This is a genomic window from Streptomyces sp. NPDC041940 (assembly GCF_055589465.1).
In genome coordinates, this window is the sequence record NZ_JBVJBP010000007.1 from 1 (window position 1) to 18,126 (window position 18,126).

13 protein-coding genes and 1 pseudogene are annotated in these 18,126 nt (G+C 72.1%); 4 read left to right on the top strand and 10 right to left on the bottom strand.

Annotated features, from left to right (window positions below; translation table 11 throughout):
• Window positions 1-221: pseudogene (locus ACZ6I3_RS14250) on the bottom strand (DNA-directed RNA polymerase subunit alpha); the annotation flags it as partial.
• A gap of 317 nt (window positions 222-538) precedes the next feature.
• Here ACZ6I3_RS14250 and ACZ6I3_RS14255 point away from each other — a divergent pair.
• Complete coding sequence (locus tag ACZ6I3_RS14255; protein ID WP_469414579.1) at window positions 539-1,786, top strand: FUSC family protein; 1,248 nt, start codon at window positions 539-541, stop codon at window positions 1,784-1,786.
• 58 nt (window positions 1,787-1,844) lie between these two features.
• Here ACZ6I3_RS14255 and ACZ6I3_RS14260 read toward each other — a convergent pair whose 3' ends face one another.
• Together ACZ6I3_RS14260 and ACZ6I3_RS14265 are read right to left on the bottom strand one after the other, a co-directional pair.
• A complete protein-coding gene (locus ACZ6I3_RS14260) occupies window positions 1,845-3,362 on the bottom strand; it encodes a catalase (RefSeq protein WP_469414580.1) in 1,518 nt (505 codons plus the stop codon).
• Window positions 3,363-3,635: 273 nt separating this feature from the next.
• The gene (locus tag ACZ6I3_RS14265; protein ID WP_469414582.1) at window positions 3,636-4,574 is read right to left on the bottom strand and encodes a TauD/TfdA dioxygenase family protein; all 939 of its coding nucleotides are present in this window, start codon (window positions 4,572-4,574) and stop codon (window positions 3,636-3,638) included.
• 356 nt (window positions 4,575-4,930) lie between these two features.
• Here ACZ6I3_RS14265 and ACZ6I3_RS14270 point away from each other — a divergent pair, with 356 nt between their 5' ends.
• Entirely contained in the window at window positions 4,931-5,092 is a 162-nt protein-coding gene (locus ACZ6I3_RS14270) for a hypothetical protein (RefSeq protein WP_469414583.1), read from the top strand.
• A gap of 550 nt (window positions 5,093-5,642) precedes the next feature.
• On the opposite strand, the gene ACZ6I3_RS14275 is transcribed toward ACZ6I3_RS14270, so the two are convergent.
• Complete coding sequence (locus ACZ6I3_RS14275; RefSeq protein ID WP_469414585.1) at window positions 5,643-6,686, bottom strand: hypothetical protein; 1,044 nt, start codon at window positions 6,684-6,686, stop codon at window positions 5,643-5,645.
• Entirely contained in the window at window positions 6,683-7,381 is a 699-nt protein-coding gene (locus ACZ6I3_RS14280) for a Crp/Fnr family transcriptional regulator (protein WP_469414586.1), read from the bottom strand. Before ACZ6I3_RS14280 ends, ACZ6I3_RS14275 begins: the two co-directional genes overlap by 4 nt.
• 67 nt (window positions 7,382-7,448) lie before the next feature.
• Between ACZ6I3_RS14280 and ACZ6I3_RS14285 the strand changes: the two genes are divergently transcribed.
• The gene (locus ACZ6I3_RS14285; RefSeq protein WP_469414588.1) at window positions 7,449-9,815 is read left to right on the top strand and encodes an Hsp70 family protein; all 2,367 of its coding nucleotides are present in this window, start codon (window positions 7,449-7,451) and stop codon (window positions 9,813-9,815) included.
• Window positions 9,812-11,212 carry an Hsp70 family protein gene (locus tag ACZ6I3_RS14290; protein ID WP_469414590.1) on the top strand — a complete coding sequence of 467 codons (1,401 nt, stop codon included), beginning with the start codon at window positions 9,812-9,814 and terminating at the stop codon, window positions 11,210-11,212. The genes ACZ6I3_RS14285 and ACZ6I3_RS14290 overlap by 4 nt, the downstream gene beginning before the upstream one ends.
• Before the next feature lie 32 nt (window positions 11,213-11,244).
• On the opposite strand, the gene ACZ6I3_RS14295 is transcribed toward ACZ6I3_RS14290, so the two are convergent.
• The 5 genes from ACZ6I3_RS14295 to ACZ6I3_RS14315 are packed head-to-tail and all read right to left on the bottom strand — an operon-like array spanning window position 11,245 to window position 18,093.
• Entirely contained in the window at window positions 11,245-12,831 is a 1,587-nt protein-coding gene (locus ACZ6I3_RS14295; RefSeq protein ID WP_469414592.1) for a dynamin family protein, read from the bottom strand.
• Window positions 12,828-14,810 carry a dynamin family protein gene (locus ACZ6I3_RS14300; RefSeq protein WP_469414593.1) on the bottom strand — a complete coding sequence of 661 codons (1,983 nt, stop codon included), beginning with the start codon at window positions 14,808-14,810 and terminating at the stop codon, window positions 12,828-12,830. The genes ACZ6I3_RS14295 and ACZ6I3_RS14300 overlap by 4 nt, the downstream gene beginning before the upstream one ends.
• A 56-nt stretch (window positions 14,811-14,866) precedes the next feature.
• On the bottom strand, window positions 14,867-17,281 hold the full coding sequence (locus tag ACZ6I3_RS14305) for an Hsp70 family protein (protein ID WP_469414594.1): 2,415 nt from the start codon (window positions 17,279-17,281) through the stop codon (window positions 14,867-14,869).
• Window positions 17,282-17,326: 45 nt separating this feature from the next.
• Complete coding sequence (locus ACZ6I3_RS14310; protein WP_469414596.1) at window positions 17,327-17,524, bottom strand: hypothetical protein; 198 nt, start codon at window positions 17,522-17,524, stop codon at window positions 17,327-17,329.
• A 23-nt stretch (window positions 17,525-17,547) separates the two neighbouring features.
• Complete coding sequence (locus tag ACZ6I3_RS14315) at window positions 17,548-18,093, bottom strand: RNA polymerase sigma factor (RefSeq protein WP_469414598.1); 546 nt, start codon at window positions 18,091-18,093, stop codon at window positions 17,548-17,550.
• Window positions 18,094-18,126 lie beyond the last annotated feature (33 nt).

Consider the following 18,126-nt stretch of genomic DNA (forward strand, 5'->3'; position numbering starts at 1 on the left):
GTGACGTCCTCCTTGACGCCCGGCACGGTGGTGAACTCGTGCAGGACACCGTCGATACGGATGGACGTGACCGCCGCACCCGGGATCGACGACAGAAGGGTCCGACGCAGAGAGTTGCCGAGGGTGTAACCGAAGCCCGGCTCCAGCGGCTCGATCACGAACCGGGAACGGAACTCGTCGACGACCTCTTCGGCCAGGGATGGACGCTGAGCAATCAGCACGGGGTGTTGCCTCCAGTGGTTTCGCGCCCGCTATGTGGCGCCGTAGTCACCACGAAGACTACGGGGCGATGCGGCCTCCGCAGACCCCGAACCGCCCGTCGCCCTCCGGTGGGACCCGCAGGGGCCGGTCCTGGGGGCGTCCGGGCCGTGCGTCGGTTCGGCCGGTCAGGCCGACGAGCACTCGGTGGAGCGGCCGGGGCCGGCGCGCGCATCGCCTCCCCTCGACGTCGGCCATCCCGCACTTTCACGTCTGCCGTGACCTGCACGGGGTACCCCGTGGCCCGGCAGCCGAGGCGGAAACGAGAACGGGAGCGAAGATGGCCGAAGCCGCTGCGGAAGCGCAGCACATACGGGCGGCATCCCAGGGCCGGGCGGCCCGCGTGAGGCAATGGTTCGGACGGGCGGGTTCGGACGGGCACGAGCGGCACACCCTGGCCCTCATCGGCAAGAGCACCCTCGCGGCCGCCGTCGCATGGGTGATCGCCCGCGATGTCATGGCCGCGCAGTCGCCGGCGTTCGCGCCGTTCTCCGCGGTGCTGATCATGCAGGTCACCGTCTACCAGTCGCTGGTGCAGGCCCTGCGCTACGTCGGTGCGGTCGCCGTGGGTGTGGGACTGCAGGGGGTGCTGGGCCTGCTGGCCGGCCCCCACCTGCTCACGTTCGTGCTGGTGACTCTGGCGGCCCTGGCCATCGGACGGTGGCGGCCCCTGGGCTCCCAGGGCTCCCAGGTCGCCACCGCGGCGTTCTTCGCCTTCTCCACCTACGTCTCGGCCACCAGCGACGCACAGCGCTGGTCCCAGCTCGGGCAGATCATCGTGCTCGTGCTGATCGGCTGCGGCATCGGCGTCGTGGTGAACACGCTGGTGCTGCCTCCCCTGCGCTACCGCAGCGCCGAGTACGGCATCCACACCCTCGCCCACTCGCTGTGCGACCTGGTCGGCGACATGTACCCGGCGCTGCGCGAAGGGAAGCTGGACGAAGAACGCACCCGGCACTGGCGCCGGCGCGCCTCCGACCTCGCACCGATCGTGCAACAGGCCCAGTCCTCGGTCCACACCGCCTGGGAGAGCACCCTCTACAACCCGCGACGTCTGAGGCGCCGTCATCGCCACCGCACGTCCTTCGACGGCTACCAGGCCGTCGTCGACGCCCTGGAACGCGTCTCCCACCAGGTGGCTTCCACGACCCGCAGCCTCGATCAGTGGCACGCCGCCGACGGCAGCCAGGGGGACGGCGACTTCGCCCGCTCCTACGGCGACTTCCTGGCCTCCCTCGCCTACATCGCCGAGTTGCTCAGCCAGGTCGACGAAGACCGTCTGCAGGACCAGGCCGACCAGCTGTGCGAAGCCGCCGCGCAGGCTCAGCAGTGCCGCGACCGGCTGGAGGAGGAAGCACGTGCCGGCTCCCTTCCGCTGAGCGACCCCGCCCAGCCGTACGGCATCCTCATGGCCGAGGCCACCCGGCTGACGGACGAGTTCCAGCACACCTGCGATGTGCTCAAGCACGGCGCCGACGAAGCCCGGACCGCACCCACCGCTCCCACAGCGGGAAGCGAGCACGGCTAGTGGGCTTCCGTGCCGGCGGTGCCGGAAGACGGAAGCCCACCATGGGGAAACCTATGTGTCAGGCTTTGTCCTGCATGTCGCGCCGTGCGGGATTGCTCTGCTCGGCGGCCTTCGGGTCCTTCTCGTCCGCCTTGGCGCGCACGCCCTGGGCGATGCGGTCGCCGATGGTCTTGTCGATGTTCGACCAGTACTCGAAGGCCCGTTTGAGGACGGGTTCCGAGACGCCGTTGAGGAGATGACCGACGACGTTGTCGACGAGGCGGTCGCGCGCGGCGTCGTCCAGGACCTCGCGCACCATGGTGCGGGGCTGGCCCCAGTCGTCGTCCTCGGGGTGGCTGACGTAGGCCGCACGGGTGATGGCGCCGTCGGCTTCCCAACTGGGCGGCGAGTGGCGTGCGGTGTCGGCCGCGGGACCGCCCTTGGAGTTGGGGGCGTACACCGGGTCGGTGGTCTTCCGGTACGCCATCGCGCCGTCTTTGGAGTAGGTGTGGACGTCCGCGACGGGGGCGTTCACCGGGAGCTGCTGGTAGTTGCCGCCGATCCGGTGGCGGTGCGCGTCCGCGTAGGAGAACAGCCGGGCCAGCAGCATGCGGTCCGGGCTGGGGCCGATGCCGGGGACGAGATTGTTGGGCTGGAAGGCCGCCTGCTCGATCTCCGCGTGGTTGTCGGTCGGGTTGCGGTCGAGCGTCATACGGCCGACCGGGATCAGCGGGTAGTCGCCGTGCGGCCACACCTTGGTGAGGTCGAAGGGGTTGAAGCGGTAGCTCGCGGCCTCCTCGTACGGCATCACCTGCACGTGCAGGGTCCAGCTGGGGAAGTCGCCGTCGCGGATGTGCTCGAAGAGGTCGCGCGTGTGGTAGTCCGTGTCGGCCGCCGCCATCTGGTCGGCCTCGTGCTGGGTGAAGAACTCGATGCCCTGGTCGGTCTTGAAGTGGTACTTCACCCAGAACCGCTCACCGGCGGCGTTGATCCACATGTAGGTGTGGGAGGTGTAGCCGTTCATGTGGCGCCAGGTCCGCGGGATGCCGCGGTCGCCCATCAGCCAGGTGACCTGGTGGGCGGACTCGGGGGAGAGCGTCCAGAAGTCCCACTGCATGTCGTGGTCGCGCAGGTTGTTGTCGGCGCGGCGCTTCTGGGAGCGGATGAAGTGCTGGAACTTCATCGGGTCCTTCACGAAGAACACCGGCGTGTTGTTGCCGACCATGTCGTAGTTGCCTTCGCTGGTGTAGAACTTCACCGCGAAGCCGCGCGGGTCGCGCCAGGTGTCCGGGCTGCCGCGCTCACCCGCGACGGTCGAGAAGCGGGTGACCAGGTCGGTGCGGGTCCCCGGCTGGAACACGGCCGCCTTCGTGTAGGCGCTCACGTCGTGGGTCACCTCGAAGTGGCCGAAAGCGCCGCTTCCCTTGGCGTGCGGTTGGCGCTCGGGGATCCGCTCCCGGTTGAACTGCGCCATCTGCTCGATCAGATAGGCGTCCTGCAGCAGGATCGGACCGGCAGGTCCCACGGTGAGCGAATGCTCGTCGCTCTCGACCGGGGCGCCGGAATCGGTCGTGGTGACAGGTGGGGTCTCCGTCATCAGTCTGCCTTTCGTCGTACGGAGCAGCGGCGTACCGGGCACGCTGCCCGCGCCCGGAGCCCGCCGGTCCCGTTCAGGCCAGGTGACCTTCATGGGCCGCCACAAACATCGCTTTCGCGACCAATGTGCGGAACTTCCAGAGCCGCATCGGCGCCATCATGCGGTGCGGGTACCGATCGGCTTGCCCGACGAGGCCGAGGACGCCCTCTCTCGCGGGCACCTCTTCGCCCAGATGGATGCGCGTCCCGGCGCCGCGTCGCGGAACGCGTCGAATCAGCGGGGACGGTCGCCGGCGATGGCGACGCGCTCCGCGATGCGGCGCCCGGAGCCGTAGTCGTTGACGGCGTAGTGCTGGGTGGCGCGGTTGTCCCAGAACGCGATGTCGCCGGGCTGCCAGCGGAAGCGCACCTGGTACTCCGGGACGTGCGCCTGCTGGAACAGCAGCCGCAGCAGCCGGTCGCTCTCGTCGCGGTCCATGCCGGTGATGCGGGTGGTGAACGAGGTGTTGACGAACAGCATGCGCCGTCCGGTCTCGGGATGCGTGCGCACGACGGGGTGCTCCACGGGCGGGAACAGGTCCTGGAAGGGGGCGAGCCGGTCGGCGGCGTAGAAGCGGGCGAAGCCGGGGATGAAGTCGTGCACGGCACGGGCGTCGTCGACGCGGTCCCTCACCTCCTGGGGGAGGTTGTCGTAGGCGGCGGCCATGTCCGCCCACATCGTGTCGCCGCCGAACGTAGGCACCTCGCGCAGTTGCAGCACGGCGCCGAGTGCGGGGCGCTCACGGAAGGTGACGTCGGTGTGCCAGACGTTCTCGAAGGTCGGGGTGGTGGCGCCGCTCCTGTCGAACCGGACCACGTCCTCGCTCGCACCGGCGGCCAGCAGCGGATTGGTCTCCAGCTCGCCCCAGTTGCGGGCGAAGGACCGCTGCTGGTCGCTGGTGAGGTGCTGGGAGCGGAAGAAGAGGACCTTCCACTCCAGCAGGGCGCGGTTCAGCTCATGGCGCACGTGAGGTGTGAGCGGGCGCGCGAGGTCGACGCCCCTGATCTCGGCGCCGATCGTGCTGGCCTGCGGGACCACGTCGAACAGTTCGTAGGGCCGCTCCTCCCACCCGTCGGGCAGCCGGCGCAGGATGCGCGTGCCCTCGTAGATCCCGTCGCCCGGGATACGTGCTTCGCGAAGAATGGCTGCCCGTCCGGCGGCCGTGGCGGTCATGGAGATGTCTCCTGGGGGCCGGTCCCGATCAGGAAAGGCGTGGACACGGACCTGATCAGGGGATGCGTGGATGGAAACAGGGCGAGGCGACTGCCGGTGAGCGCGGCGTGCCGTCCGCGGCGCAGGGCGCCGACGCGCTCGGGGTGTGCCGCGAGCAGAGGGCTCAGCGGCGGCCGGTCATCGACCGGAGCGCTCACACCCGGTTCGATCCGGGCAACAGAGGTGCGCCGGCGTCGAGTCGAACCAGGAGGTGGCCATGGGAGGATTCTGTGATCTCCTCCTCGCCGCTGTCAATGCTGCCGGGCCCGGCTCGTGGCTCCCGGGAACATCGGCCTGCCTCCCGGAGTCCAAGGAACATGACGGAACCGACGATCGATACCTGGGACGACGGGGAGTACACCTCCGACGATGTGATCGAGGCCGCCGATCACCAGGGCTATCTGTCCATGGACGACTACATCCACGACCACAACGCCCTCGCACCGGACCCCTGCCCGCAGCCCCTCGACGAGGACTGAGGCTCCGCATCGGCTCTCCGCGCGGCACAGGCTCATGCGAGGCATTTGCCCGTGCGGGGGCGAACGGCCGCGCCCTACCGTCCTGGGCAGAGCCGGTTCCGCCCGTGGGCACAGACAGGAGAGCCATGCGCATCGACGAGAGGGAAGCCGCACGACGGATCGACTTCGAGCGCGGCGAGCTTGTCGCCTTGGCCGCGCTCATCACGTGCGGCGGTGTCGGCGACGTACGAGATGCGCTGCGGGACGGGCTGAGGGCGGCTTGCGCGGAGGATGTGACGGCCGACCGGGTCCGGTTGCTCGGAGCGGTCGCGTCGGCTGCCATGCGACGGGCCCGCCCGGCCGGACCGGTCCGGACTCCAGAGGTGGGTTCCCGCCCGCCGGGTGGGCCCCCGCTGATCGTTCTGCACGCCGGGACGCGTGCCGTGATCGTGCTGCGGTACCGGATCGGGCTGACGTGCCAGGAGACGGCCATGGCGCTGAGCATTCCCGAGGCGGCTGTGCGCTGCGAACTGCTTCTCGGCGGGTCCGCGCTGCTGGGACAGCTGACGGCTCAGGGCCAGTCCTCGTCATCGGGCAGGGAGGATTCGCCGCCTTCCCAACGGTCCGCCGTGGTGGCCCCGTTGTCCTCGCCCGCGCCGATGTCGGAGCCGTGGAACACGTCCTGCTGCTCCAACGGATCCTCCGGATCGACCATGTGCCCGTGACGCGCCTGCTGTACGGCCCGGTGGCCGGACGAGCCGGAGGCCGTCGACCCGCCCGGCGCCCGGTCGTCGTCCTCGTGATCCTCGTGTCCCTCGGTGCCCTCGCCCAGACCGCCCCGGTGCTCCAGCCCCCAGAGGGCCGCGGTGGTGAACGGCGCCCCGAGATCGAACCGTGGTTCGATCCACCTGCCCGCGGCCCGCGACGCGGAGACCTCCACCGGGGCGCTGCCGGGCGGCCGGTTGTGGGCGGCGGGCCGGTCCGGACCGGGGGACAGTTCCCCGCCGGGTCCGAACAGACTCAGCCAGGCGCGGAAGGGGCGTCCGTCCACGACCGGCGTCAGCGGCTGAAAGCTGTCCGGGGGCAGGCCGTCGTAGCCGTGCCGTACCAGATCCCCGTAGAGCTCCTCGCCGACCGCGAAACTCACCTCCGCCCAGGGCGCCGCGCGGAAGGCCTCCTTCAGTGCGCCCGCGTCGACCAGCCGACACGCCTCGACGACGCCGTCGCCCGCGAAGCCCAGCGCCGAACGGTGCACGATGCCGACCGCGGCCGCGGTCCGTACCCGCAGCCGCTCGGGTTCCGTACGGCCCAGGTTGTCGCGCCGCAGCGACACCGTCAGGACCCGCAGAAGTTCCGGCACCACCGTCGTCTCCACCACCCCGGGCGGCAGGATCAGCAACTCGCCGTCGCCACGGTCCTGCCGGTCACAGGTGCCCCGGTCGACCCCGGCCGCCGCGCACGCTTCTTCCAAGGCGCGCAACAGCCGCTCCTGGGCGGCTGCCTGCCGGGGCACCGTGCGGGCCCCGGAGTCCGCGGTGTCCACCACGAACGCCAGCCGCCTGACGCCTCCCGGCCACGCCGTTCCCGCTCCCGGCCATGACGTTTCCGCGTTCATCCGGCCTCCCCCGCCAGACGGGCCAGACCGTCCCCGTCCAGGATCACGATGCTCCGGTACCCGGTGCTGATGGCCCCGGCGCCGCGCAGGGCGGCGAGCGCGCGCTGCACCTGGGCGCGGGACGCGCCGACCAGCGCGGCGATCTCCTGCTGGGTGAGCGGCGCGGTGATGAGTGTGCCGCCCGCCTCCTCGCTGCCGTACGAGCCGGACAGTGAACGCAGCAGCCCGGCCGTCCGCATCTCCACGGGGTCCGTCGCCCGCAACCGGAAGTGCGTCGCCTCGCGCAGTTTGGAACTCATGTACTGGTGCAGCACCAAGCCGGCTTCCGGGGCCCGGCGGAGCCAGCCGTGCAGATCGCTCTCCGCGACCAGCAGGGCGGTCACCGGGGACACGGCCAGGACCGACGCGGTGCGCGGACGGCCGTCCAGTGCCCCCAGCTCTCCCACCATGTCCCCCGGGCCCCGCAGGGCGAGCAGCGTCGGCTGCGGGCGGCCTCGGGCGGCCACGACCTTGACCCAGCCCGCCCACAGCAGCAGGGCGTGCCGCGACCGTTCCCCCTCGGTGAGCAGGGCGGCGCCCGGGCGATACGTCACCCGGCGTCCGATGCCCCGCAGTTCCGCGACGGCGGCGGCGGGCAGCCGGGGCAGCAGGGCACCCGCACCGCGCCGGCCGGCGGGCCACTCGGGCTGACTCATATGCCCAAGTTCAGCCCGTGGGGCGGGAGTCGTGCAAGCCCATGTGCACAACTGACGCTTCCGGCGGATGACGGCACACCCGACGAAGAACATGACGATCACGAGCGACAGGGAACAAAACGCGTCCGGCCCGGATCCATGTAGACCGGGCGCGGCCACCGGGCCGGCTGACACGGGCGGGGGTGCGGCGGTGGAGGAACCGGTGCTGTGCGTGGACATGGGGGCGACCGCCACTCGGGCCGCACTCCTCATCGGCACCCGGATACGGATGCTCCGCGACCCCGTCGGCACCGCGGCGGACTGGCCCACCGCGGTGTTCGCGGACGGGACCGGCCTCCTCGTCGGACGGGCCGCCGTACAACGGGGCCGCGAGCGGCCGGAAGCGCTCCGCGGCGAGCTGCCCGGAGACCTCGGCCGCCGGGCCCGGATCCGGGCGGGGGACCGGTCCTGGCTGCCGGACGAACTGGTGGGGGCGCTCCTGCGGGTACTGCGGGACCAGGCGGAGACGATCGCGGACCGGCCCGTGACCACGGCCCTGCTGACCGTCCCGGCGGGAACGGGCGCCGTGGATCCGCGTCGCGCGGGGATGCTCTCCGCCGCGCGGCGGGCGGGGCTCACGACGGTCGAGTTACTGGCCGAACCGGTCGCCGCGGTCCTCGCCCTAGGGGACGGGAGACGGCTGGGGGACGGTGACCTGGTCCTCGTCCACGACCTGGGCGGCTCGACCTTCACGGCGGCACTCGTCCGCATGCGCGGCCCCGGCCGGGCCGACCACGACCTCGTCGGTCATCTCACGCTGGACGGCTGCGGGATGCGGGACATCGAGGGCGCGGTCTCGGCCACGCTCCGCGCGGACGGCGCCCCGGGCTTCGCGGGTCCCGCTGACGACGGACCGTGGGGCCGTCCGCGGAACGGCGATGCGGACGGGGGACAGGCGTACTGGGACCGTCTGCTGAAAGCGGGGGGCGCCGCCCGCTTCGCCGAGATCGCGGCACCGTTCCTCGACCGTGCCGTGGTGTGCTGCGAGGAGGTCATGGCCACCGCTCGCGTGGAGCCGGGCCGGGTCGCCGCGGTGCTCCCGGCGGGCGGCGGCGGGGGCAGCCCGGTGGTGCTGGGCCATCTCACCCACCGGCTCGGCATCCCGCTAGGCACCGTGGAGCGGCCCTCGCACGCGGTCGTGCGGGGTGCCTGTGTCCGGGCCGTGTACAGCGCGCGCCGCACCACCCGCCCTCGCCGCCCCGCCACCGGAGCGGTGCCCCTCACCTGGGATCTGCCCGGAGGCCGCGGCGTTCTCGTCGAACGGCGGATCGAGGCGGGGTCGGCGTACGCGGAGGGCGATCTGCTGGCCCGGGTCCGGGTGCCGGACGGTTCCCTGCACCAGCTGGTGGCGGATACCGGTGGCCGCGTCACCGCCTGGCATGCCGCCGTGGACGACGAGGTGTTCACCGGGGACTGGCTGGTCACCGTGAGCGCGGACCGGCCGGTGGCCGGGGCCGGTATGCCCGCTCCTTCGGGACGGGCCGTCTGGCGTACACACGCGGAGGCCGTGACCGCCGTCGCCTTCAGTCCGGACGGCCGTTTCCTCGGCACGGGCGGCGCGGACCGCTCGGTGAGCGTCTGGGACCTGGGGACCGGCGGCGAGCGTGCCTCCGCGGAACTCGGCGACGACGTCACCGCCGTCACCTTCTCGCCCACGCGACCGCTGGCCGCTGCCAGGGACCTGGCCGGCGGACTGGTGGTGCTCGACCACGAGCAGGAGACGCCCGTGTTCGAGGAGGAGGCACTAAGCGAGGGTGGCGACCTCGTCTTCACCGACGACGGCGGACTGCTGGTCGCGGTGGAGCCGGACGACATCGACTTCGACGCGATGTGGTTCACGGACACCTGGGAGGAAGCCGAGCCGGAGGACTCCGACAGCCTGCCGGACGGCATACCCCCCGTGCTGGCGTTGCTGGACGACGAGATCGCCGCACTGAGCAGTCCCTCCTTCTGGCGGAAGTTCGAGGAGTTCGAAGATCAGGACGACTTCGCCAAACTGGCGGACGCGTACGACGACCTGTTCGGCGAGCGCGCCCGGCTCACCGTCTTCGCCACACCGGCCGCCCTGTTCGTCGCGGGCCACCGCCCCGACAGCGTCCTGAAGATTCCGGCGCGGGGCGTCACCTTCTTCACCTGCTCTTCCGCCACCGGCCTGCTCGCCACCTGCACCCCGGCGGAGGGGGTGGCGATATGGAGCCTCGAGGACGGCAGGCTCCTGCGCACCCTTCCGGTGGAGGACGAGGCCCTCTGCCTCGCCTTCGCTCCCGACGGCAGCCGGCTGGCCGCCGGGCTCACGGACGGCACGACCGTCATCTGGACGCTGACCCGGACCGCTGCCCCGCCCGTGGCCGACAGCGTCTTCCGCAGCGACGAGCGGCAGGAGACAGCCCCATGAGCGGTACGAGCACGGAATCCGTCCTCGCCGTCGACTTCGGCACCACCAGCACCTGCGCCACGCTCGTCAGGGGCGGGACCGTGCACCGGCTGCGCGAGCCCGTCGGCGACGGATGGTGCTGGCCGTCCGCCGTGCTGTTCGACGGCAACATGCCGTACGTCGGTACCGCGGCCGAGCGGCGCCGCCGGCTCGCTCCGGCCGCGTACCGGGACGAGATCAAGTGCACCCTGGGCCGGGGCACGCCCGTGGACCTGGCCGGGCGCGGACACCGGCCCGAACTCCTCGTCTCTCTTCTCCTCCAGGCCGTACGGGCCGAGGCCGAACGGGTGGGCGGCGGTCCCGTCAGCCGAACCGTGCTGACCGTTCCCGCCGCGTACGGCCCCGCCGATCCGCGGCGTGGGGAACTGCTCGGCGCCGCCCGGTCGGCCGGTCTGCCCGGTGTGGAGCTGTGCCCCGAACCCGTCGCCGCGGCCCTCGCACCCCTGGCCGGCGGCTCCCTGCCACCGGGCACCACCGTCCTGGTGCACGACTTCGGGGGAGGCACGTTCGACACGGCGCTGGTGCGTCTGGCGGCCGGAAAGGGCGAGGACGGCGACGACGGGGAGCACACGGTCCTCGCGCACGGAGGTGTGGAATGCGGGGGACGGGACGTCGACGGCATCGTCCTCGCCGAACTGCGGGCGCAGGGCGGTCCCGAGCTGGACGAACTCCTCCCGCCGCCCGACGCCGAGCCGACCGTCCGCGCTCTGCGTCACCGCATCGAACTGCTCGACCTCGCCCGGCAGCTCAAACACCGGCTCGCCGCCGAGAGCGCCCCGTCCGACGTGTTCACGCCGGCCGAGCGCACCTTCACCCTGCACCGGGACCGCGTCCTGGAACTCGCCCGGCCGCTCTACGAACTCACGACCCGATGCTGCGCACGGCTGCTCGCCGAGACCGCTCTCCTGGACTCCTCCGGCCGCCCGCCGAAGGCCGACGCCGTGGTCGTCGTTGGGGGATCGAGTCGGCTGCCCGGGCTGGCGGCCCATGTGGAGGAAGCACTCGGACTGCCCGTGCACCGGGCCGAGGATCCGCGCACCGCCGTCGCGGAAGGGGCCGCCGCCTGGGGAAGGGCCAGGACGGTGCGCACCGTCGCGGCGACCGGCCCCGTTCCCGGACGCACCCCGCTGTGCTGGCCCCTGCCCCCCGGCGCCTCGACCCTCCTCGACTGGTACGTGGCGCCGGGTGCCCGGTACGAAGCGGGTACCGTGCTCGGCCGGGTGCGGGCCGAGGACGGCTCGCTCCTCCATCTGTCGGCACCGTCGGCGGGGCGGGTACGGGACCACCACGCCCGCCCCGGCGACCGTGTGCGGGACGGGGAGTGGCTGGTGACCGTGGTCCGCGGCGACGACGGCTGAGCAGACGGCGAGTACGGGAACGGCCTCCCGCGTCAGACCTCCCGGCCGCCCCGGGACCGCCCGTGTGCGTCCGGCCCGTCCAGCTCGTGCAGCAGGTGCTCGTAGCCGCGTACGACCGTCCGCGCCGCCTCGCGGGTCGCGCCGTACAGCGTCCCGGACTGCCAGCGCACCAGCCAGACGGAGTGCCGGCGCCGCGCTTCCGTACGCAGCGCGTCGGTGCCGGCGTCCTCGGGCAGTCCCAGCCGGGCGGCCGGTCGGCGGCCGAACTCGCCCAGGGCACGGCGTAGTTCCCCGCTCTCCTCGGGGCCCAGCCGCAGCCGCCCGGTGTACAGCTCACGCAGGGTCCGCAGCTCCGCGAAGCCCGGCTCGTTCAGGGCCAGAGCCTCGAAGCCGCCGATGGCCGCATCCAGCAGCGACCGCTCGCGGGGCCCGGCGCCGGCCGCCAGGTCCCTGGGCATCCGCCGGATGCGTTCCAGCGATCCGTCGAGCTTCAGCAGCGCGGAGCGGTGGCCGAAGTGGTCGGTCAGTCTGCTCCGCAGGCCGGTGAGCCCGCTGTCGTCCAGGAGGGTCGTGCGCAGCTTCGCTGGATCCCGTACACCGTCCCGCACCAGTCCGCAGACGGTGTGGATGCCGTACGGCCCGAAGCGGTTCCACAGGACCCGGCGCCGCGCCGCGTCGAGCGGGAAACCGTCCCCGGCGTTCACGAACATCTTGGCGTCCGCCAGCCGCAGCGACAGGGTCGCCGCCGGGGCCTGCGCGAGTGCGTCGAAGTCGGTGACGGTCTTCTCGTCGAGGGTGGCTGCCGCCTGGCCGAGCAGCCCGCACACCGGCGTCAGATCGAAGAGCCGCCTGCGCATGCCGGGTGCGTCCTTCATGATGCGGTCCGCCTGGCGGCGGCCCAGCACCAGCGGATGCGGGCCGCCCTCCTCCCACAGGTACTCACACTTGGTGAGCACTCCCAGGGTCGTCAGGGGTGTCGAGGTGGCGAAGTCGGGGCCGAGGAACTGCGCGACGACATCGGCGTCGGTCCGGGAGGGACCACGCACCGGGAGAACCAGGATCAGGGCGTCCGCGGCCGAGGCGTGGCGGAGGCTGGCGTCCATCACGTCCTCCGGCCGCAGCCGCAGGAACTCCATGGTGTTGAGCGAGTCCTCACCGAAGACGCAGTCCAGCCCAGGGGTGTCGATGAGCTCGAAGTCCTCGAGATACGGCGCCGGGATCTCGACCACGACCTCCGCTATGCCCCGTAGCTCCTCCAGATGCTCCTCCCGGCGCGCCGTCAGCTCCTCCAGCCGGTCGGGCGTGTACGGGACCGAGGGGCGGCCGTCCTTGTAGCGGACCAGCAGCCGGGGCGTCTCGGAGTACCGCAGCCGGTTGACGTTGAAGGTCAGCTCCTGCGAACCGGTGGCCACCCGCTCCTCGCCGATCAGCGCGTTGACCAGCGTGGACTTGCCGGTGCTGATACGGCCGACCACGGCGACACTCATCTTCTTCCCGGCGCGCTCCCGTTCCGCCTCGAACGCGGCCCGCAGCACCTCCGCGGAGCCGCCGCCACGGGCCATCAGCCGGAGTGCGGAGTCGAATGCCGCCTTCACCCGGTCGGTCAGGCCGTCGCTCATGCCGCTTCGCCCTCCGCGTCCGGTCCGGAGCCGGGCCGCCCCTCGGCGAGCCGGTTGACCGCGTGCACCAGGGCGGCGATCCGCTCGCGGCCGTCCTTGAGCGGCCGCTGTTCGGTGCCGAGTTCGCCCAGCCGCCGGGTCGCCTCCTCCGCGGTGCGCCGGGCGCTCTGCTTCAGCCGCTGCAGGGTGTCGGCGGTGCGTTCCTGTTCGCGGGCGATCCGGCTGTCCAACTCGGCCGTGATGTCCCTGGAGAACTCGCCGATCGCCTCCTGCGCGGCCTGCTCGATCCGGGGCGCCTGGTCGCGCCGGGCCCGCTGGACGGAGTCGGCGAGCTCACGGCGCCGCTGCTCGATGACGTGCTCCGGGATCTCCCGCTCGACCGTCTCGTACCAACGCTCTTCCGGGGTGTCGAGCACCTTCTTCTCATAAGTCTCGTACACCGGGGAGAAGAAGTCCTTGGTCCGGTTCCAGCCGTGCTTGACCTTGTTCCAGAACCCGGACGGCGGAGGTCCGGAGGCCCGCTTCTTCTCCCGGGTCCTGGTCTCCCTGCGATAGGTGGCCGGCTTCACGTGCTCCACACGCTCGGTGGGCCGGTGCAGCCGTCCGAACGCGGCGAGGTCCACCACGGGCGGCGCCGGCATCTCACCGAGTTCGCTGCCGCCCAGCTCCAGGCCGATGTCCCGGGCCAGCCCCCGCTGGAGTTCCGCGGCCCGCCGTGCCGCCCACTCGGAGACCGTCGTACGGGCCATGCCCAGGTCGCCGTTGACCCGCAGGGCCAGCAGGTCGGGCTGCTCCAGGTGCATGCGCACCGAGAGGTACTCCGTCTCCGCCCGGCTCCACACCCGGTCGAACTCGCGCGCCGTGCGCTCGCTCACCTTGGCGCGCAGCCCGTCCAGTTCGTCCTCCAGGCGCTTGCGCCACGGAGCCGCACCGGAGGACAGCTCCGCCAGCCGCGCCGACTCCCGTTCCGTCTCCCGGTTGAGTTCGTCCAGCCGGACCCTGCTGGTGTCGCGCAGCGCGCTCTCCTCCGCCAGCAGTGGATCCAGCAGCGTACGGACGGCCGCGTCCGCCTCGCCCAGCGCGCCGCCGAGCAGGACCCGGGCGCGGTGGCGGGCCAGCCGCGCCCAGAGGACCTCTTCGAGCTGCGGGAAACCGGAGTTGTGGAGCAGCTCCGCGCGCAGCTCGGGATCGCCGCCGCCGATGCCGGCCAGGTACTGCTGCTTGAGTTTGCTGGAGACCGGCACGATCAGCACGTCGTCCGGGGACCTGCCGGTGATCGCGGCGATCTTCCTGCGGTTGGCGGCGAGGTCGGTGTCGATGTCCGCCCTCCGGTCCGATTTCGTGAGCACGTAGAACATCGCGTCCGGGTGGTCGGCGGCCTTCACGGCGTGCGCCGCCTCGCGCAGGAAGACCGTCTCGCTCTCGGTGAGCGGTTCCTCGGCCGATACGACAAAGACGATCGCGTCGGCGGTGGGCAGCTGCTCCTGTGTCACCAGCGTGTGCTCGTGGTAGACGCCCCCGACTCCGGGGGTGTCCACCAGCACCAGGCCGGACTTGAGGCGGTGCGAGTCCAGCCTCAGGTCGAGGAGGACCGCCTCGTCCTTCCGGCTGCCGCTCTCGGCCGCGTACTCGCCGATCTGGTCGAGCCTGATGGGGCGTACGACGAGGGAGCCGTCCGGCGCCTTCAGGGTGACATCGGCGGCCTCGGTCTCCCCCCGGCGGATCGTGGCGGCGATGCAGGTGGCGAAGTAGTGGTCGACGGGGAGGATGTTGGGGCGGTCCAGCAGGGCGTTGAGCAGGCTGGACTTGCCGCGTTTGAACTCCCCGCACACCACCACGGTCAGCTCGCCGGTGCGCAGCCGCTCCTGTGCCCCGTACAGCCGGTCCGCCGTCTGCTCGGCGGCCCGGTGCCGGGCCACCTCGACGATGGTGTCGAAGACGGTCAGGATCTCATCGCGGATGGACTCGTAGTCGGCCATTGCCGTCCTCTCCTCCGGGTGGAGATCCCAGGTCGGAGATCCCCTCTGGTCACAGGTCAGAGATCCCAGACGTGGATCTCGCGGTCGGTGGCGGCGATCAGGGCGGCGGTGTCCGCTCCGAAGGCCAGGTCGTGGAGGGGGCCGGGGAGCAGCATGCGCTGTGTGGAGCAGGGGACTTCCAGCGGTGCGTCGGCTGTCGCCGGCGCGGGAGGCGGAAGTTCCCAGACCGCGATGACGCCGCCGGGGTCGGCGGCCGCGAGCAGACGTTCGTCCGCGCTGACGGCCAGGAGATGCGGCTGGACCAGGGCCGGGTCCCGCAGGCGCAGGGCGTGACCGCCGAAACTCCACACGTCCACCGCTTGCGGGTCACTCGCCCCCGAAGCGAAGCCGGCCGTAGCCGGCAGGGCGAGCAGTTTGCCCGGGGCGTTGACGGTGAGGTGCCGGGGCTGCGCGAGCTGACGACCCTGTACGTGACAGACGATCACCTGGCTGCCGACGGGGAACGCGGCGAACCCGAGCGCCGGGTCGAGGACCAGTTGCTCGCCCGCCATGCTGTAGACCGACAGATCGGTCTCGCCGAGAACCTCCCCGCCGGCCAGGCCGGAGATCCGGAGCAACTGCTGATTGTTGAGTACGGCAAGCCGGGTGCCGTCGGAGGAGAGGGTGGCCGTGAGGCAGGACCCGTCGAAGGGGACGGATCCCTGTGCCTCACCGGAGACGACGTCGACCACGTCGACCCTCTGGGCGTGGCCGCCGCCCTCCATCGGTACGACGGCCAGAAGCGACCCCGAGGATCCGGCGGACATCACCCGGAACACCGAGGGCAGCTCCCACAGCAGCTTGAGCCCGTCCGGGCTCCGTTCCCAGCACACCGTCCCCTCGCCGTACTGGGTCACGACATGGCGGCCGCCGGGCACCAGCAGAACGCGTCCGAAGGCCGTGGCGCCGTCACCGATCGGCAGGGCCGTGCTCGGTGGGGGCGCGAGGTCCTCCCACGACGGCATGGCGCCCGCGCGGGCGCCGCGCCGCCGCCCTGTCGGCTCGCCCCGTCCCGTGGTGACCAGCCAGTCGCCGGAGGAGACCTCGGAGCCGGCCTCCGAGTGCAGCTGGGCCACCGTACCGGGGTGCCCGTCCCCGCGTAGTTCCCACAGCCCCCCGTCGGTCAGCCGGACCAGGGCGAACATCGCGTCGGCGGGGTAGTCGTCGCCGGGACCCACATACCACTGCAGCAGCTTCCCGGTTCCTCCCGGCAACTCCCAGGAGAGCGGGACGGTGAACCCGGCGGGCCGCCCGGCGACGGAGTACCGCTCGGTGGCCGCCCCCGCCCACGCGGCCGCGCCCTGCGCCACCGCCAGCTCCGGGTCCTCCACGCCGCGCAGCAGCCCGGGGAACGCCTGCTCCAGCGCGTCCCTGACGGCAGGCATCCGGGTAGAGCCGCCGACCAGCAGGACGGCCGCCAGCCGGTCGGCGTTCTGACCGCAGCGGTCGAGCAGGTCCCGGCAGCAGGCGACGGTTCGGGTGACGAGGGGCGCGGTGAGTTCGGCCAGCCGGGCGCGGTCGAGGCCGACGGGCAGGCCAGCGGAGCGGAAGTAGTCCTCGATCTCCGCCTCCACGCTCAGCCGGTGCTTGAACCGGTGCGCGAAGTCGCCCAGATCGAGAGCGCGCCGCAGCCCGTCCTCCGCGTTCACCGCCGGGCCGGAGGACTTCCCGGAGGACCTTCCGGCCGTCTTGCCGCCACTCTTCTCGTCGTCCTGCTCCACTCCCGGGTGCAGCCAGGACGAGAGCGCGGCACCACCGCGCCGTACGAGTTCCTCCGCGAGCAGGACGTCGATGTCGTGGCCGCCGCAGTCGTCCAGTGCCGCGTGTCCCAGCACCTCCACGGTCCCGTCCGGGTCGCCCTGCGCCGCCGTCCTGATCAGTGCCGCGTCGAAGGTGCCGCCACCGAAGTCGTACACCAGAACCAGGCGTCCCGGTTCGAAGGCGGCTCCGGCCAGCGGGGCGAACGCCGCGGCCACCGGCTCGGGCAGCAGATCGACGGCGGTGAGACCGGCCGCCTCGCCGGCGCCGATGAGCAGGCCGCGGCGCGGGTCACCGGGGCCGTAGGAGGCGGGGCAGGTCAGCACGGCCCGGGTGATGGGCCGGCCGTAGAGCCGTTCCGCCTCCCCCCGCATGGCGCGGAGCAGCGCGGTCACCAACTCCTGCGCCTGATAGGAGGCGTCGCCGAGCACCAGTGGGGTGCTCTCGCCCAGGTTCCGTTTGAACTCGCTGCGGAAGGACGACGGGTACATGGCCTTGCGATGCTCGGCCGGTGTGCCGACCAGCAGCCGTGAACCCTCCCAGGACACGGCCGAGGGCCACGCCCAGGAGTCGCCGGAGGGCTCCTTGACCATGCGGACCCGGCCGTCGGCGAGCAGCGCCACGGCCGAGGTGGAGGTACCGAAGTCGATGGCGAGGACGGGTTCGTGCGCCATGGGGCGGGAGCCGCCTTTCGTTCGGGCCGGGGGTTCGGAAGTGCTTCAGAGTTGACGGGCGGGCATGTGGTCCAGCGCGTCGGCGACCAGCGCGTCCCAGGACACGTCGTCGATCTCCGGCAGGGGCAGGACGGTGAGCAGGGCGTGCAGCCGGGCCAGGATCTCGGGCGTGGCCACCGTGTCCGGGTCCGTGTCAGGTGGTTCCGGGGAGTTCGGCAGGCGGTCCCGCCGTTCCTCGTTCATCTCGGTCTCCTCGTGGTCGTGGTTCACTCCAGCCGGAGCAGCTCCAGCAGATCCAGCCGCGCCCGGGACAGCCGGCTCTTGACCGTGCCCATCGGTATCCGGAGCACATGCGCGATCTCCTCGTAGCTGCACCCGCACAGATGCCGCAGGACAACGACCGCGCGGAAGTCGACGTCCAGCGCGGCCAGGGCCTGTTGCACGCGCAGACCGTCGGTGACGCGTCCGTCCACTGCCCGGACGGGCTCCGTGGGCAGTAAGTCGTCGCCGACGGGGCACGGACGACGGCCCCGTTGCGCGATCTCGGCCTTCGCGGCGTTGACGGCGATGGCGCGCAGCCACGTCGTGAAGCGGGCCTCGGAGCGGAACCCTCCGATGGCGCCGGTCACGCGGATCAGCGCGTTCTGGCAGGCGTCCAGGGCGTCCTCCCGGTTGCCGGTGATGCCCGCGCACACGGTCAGTACCGTGGTGCGATGCCGACGCAGTAGTTGTTCGAGCGCGTGCCGGTCGCCCTGCACCGCGCGTGGTACGAGTTCCTCGTCGCTCAGACCCGTCAGGTCCTGCGACGTCACGTTCCCCAACACCGACCCCCCACAGGTGTGCCC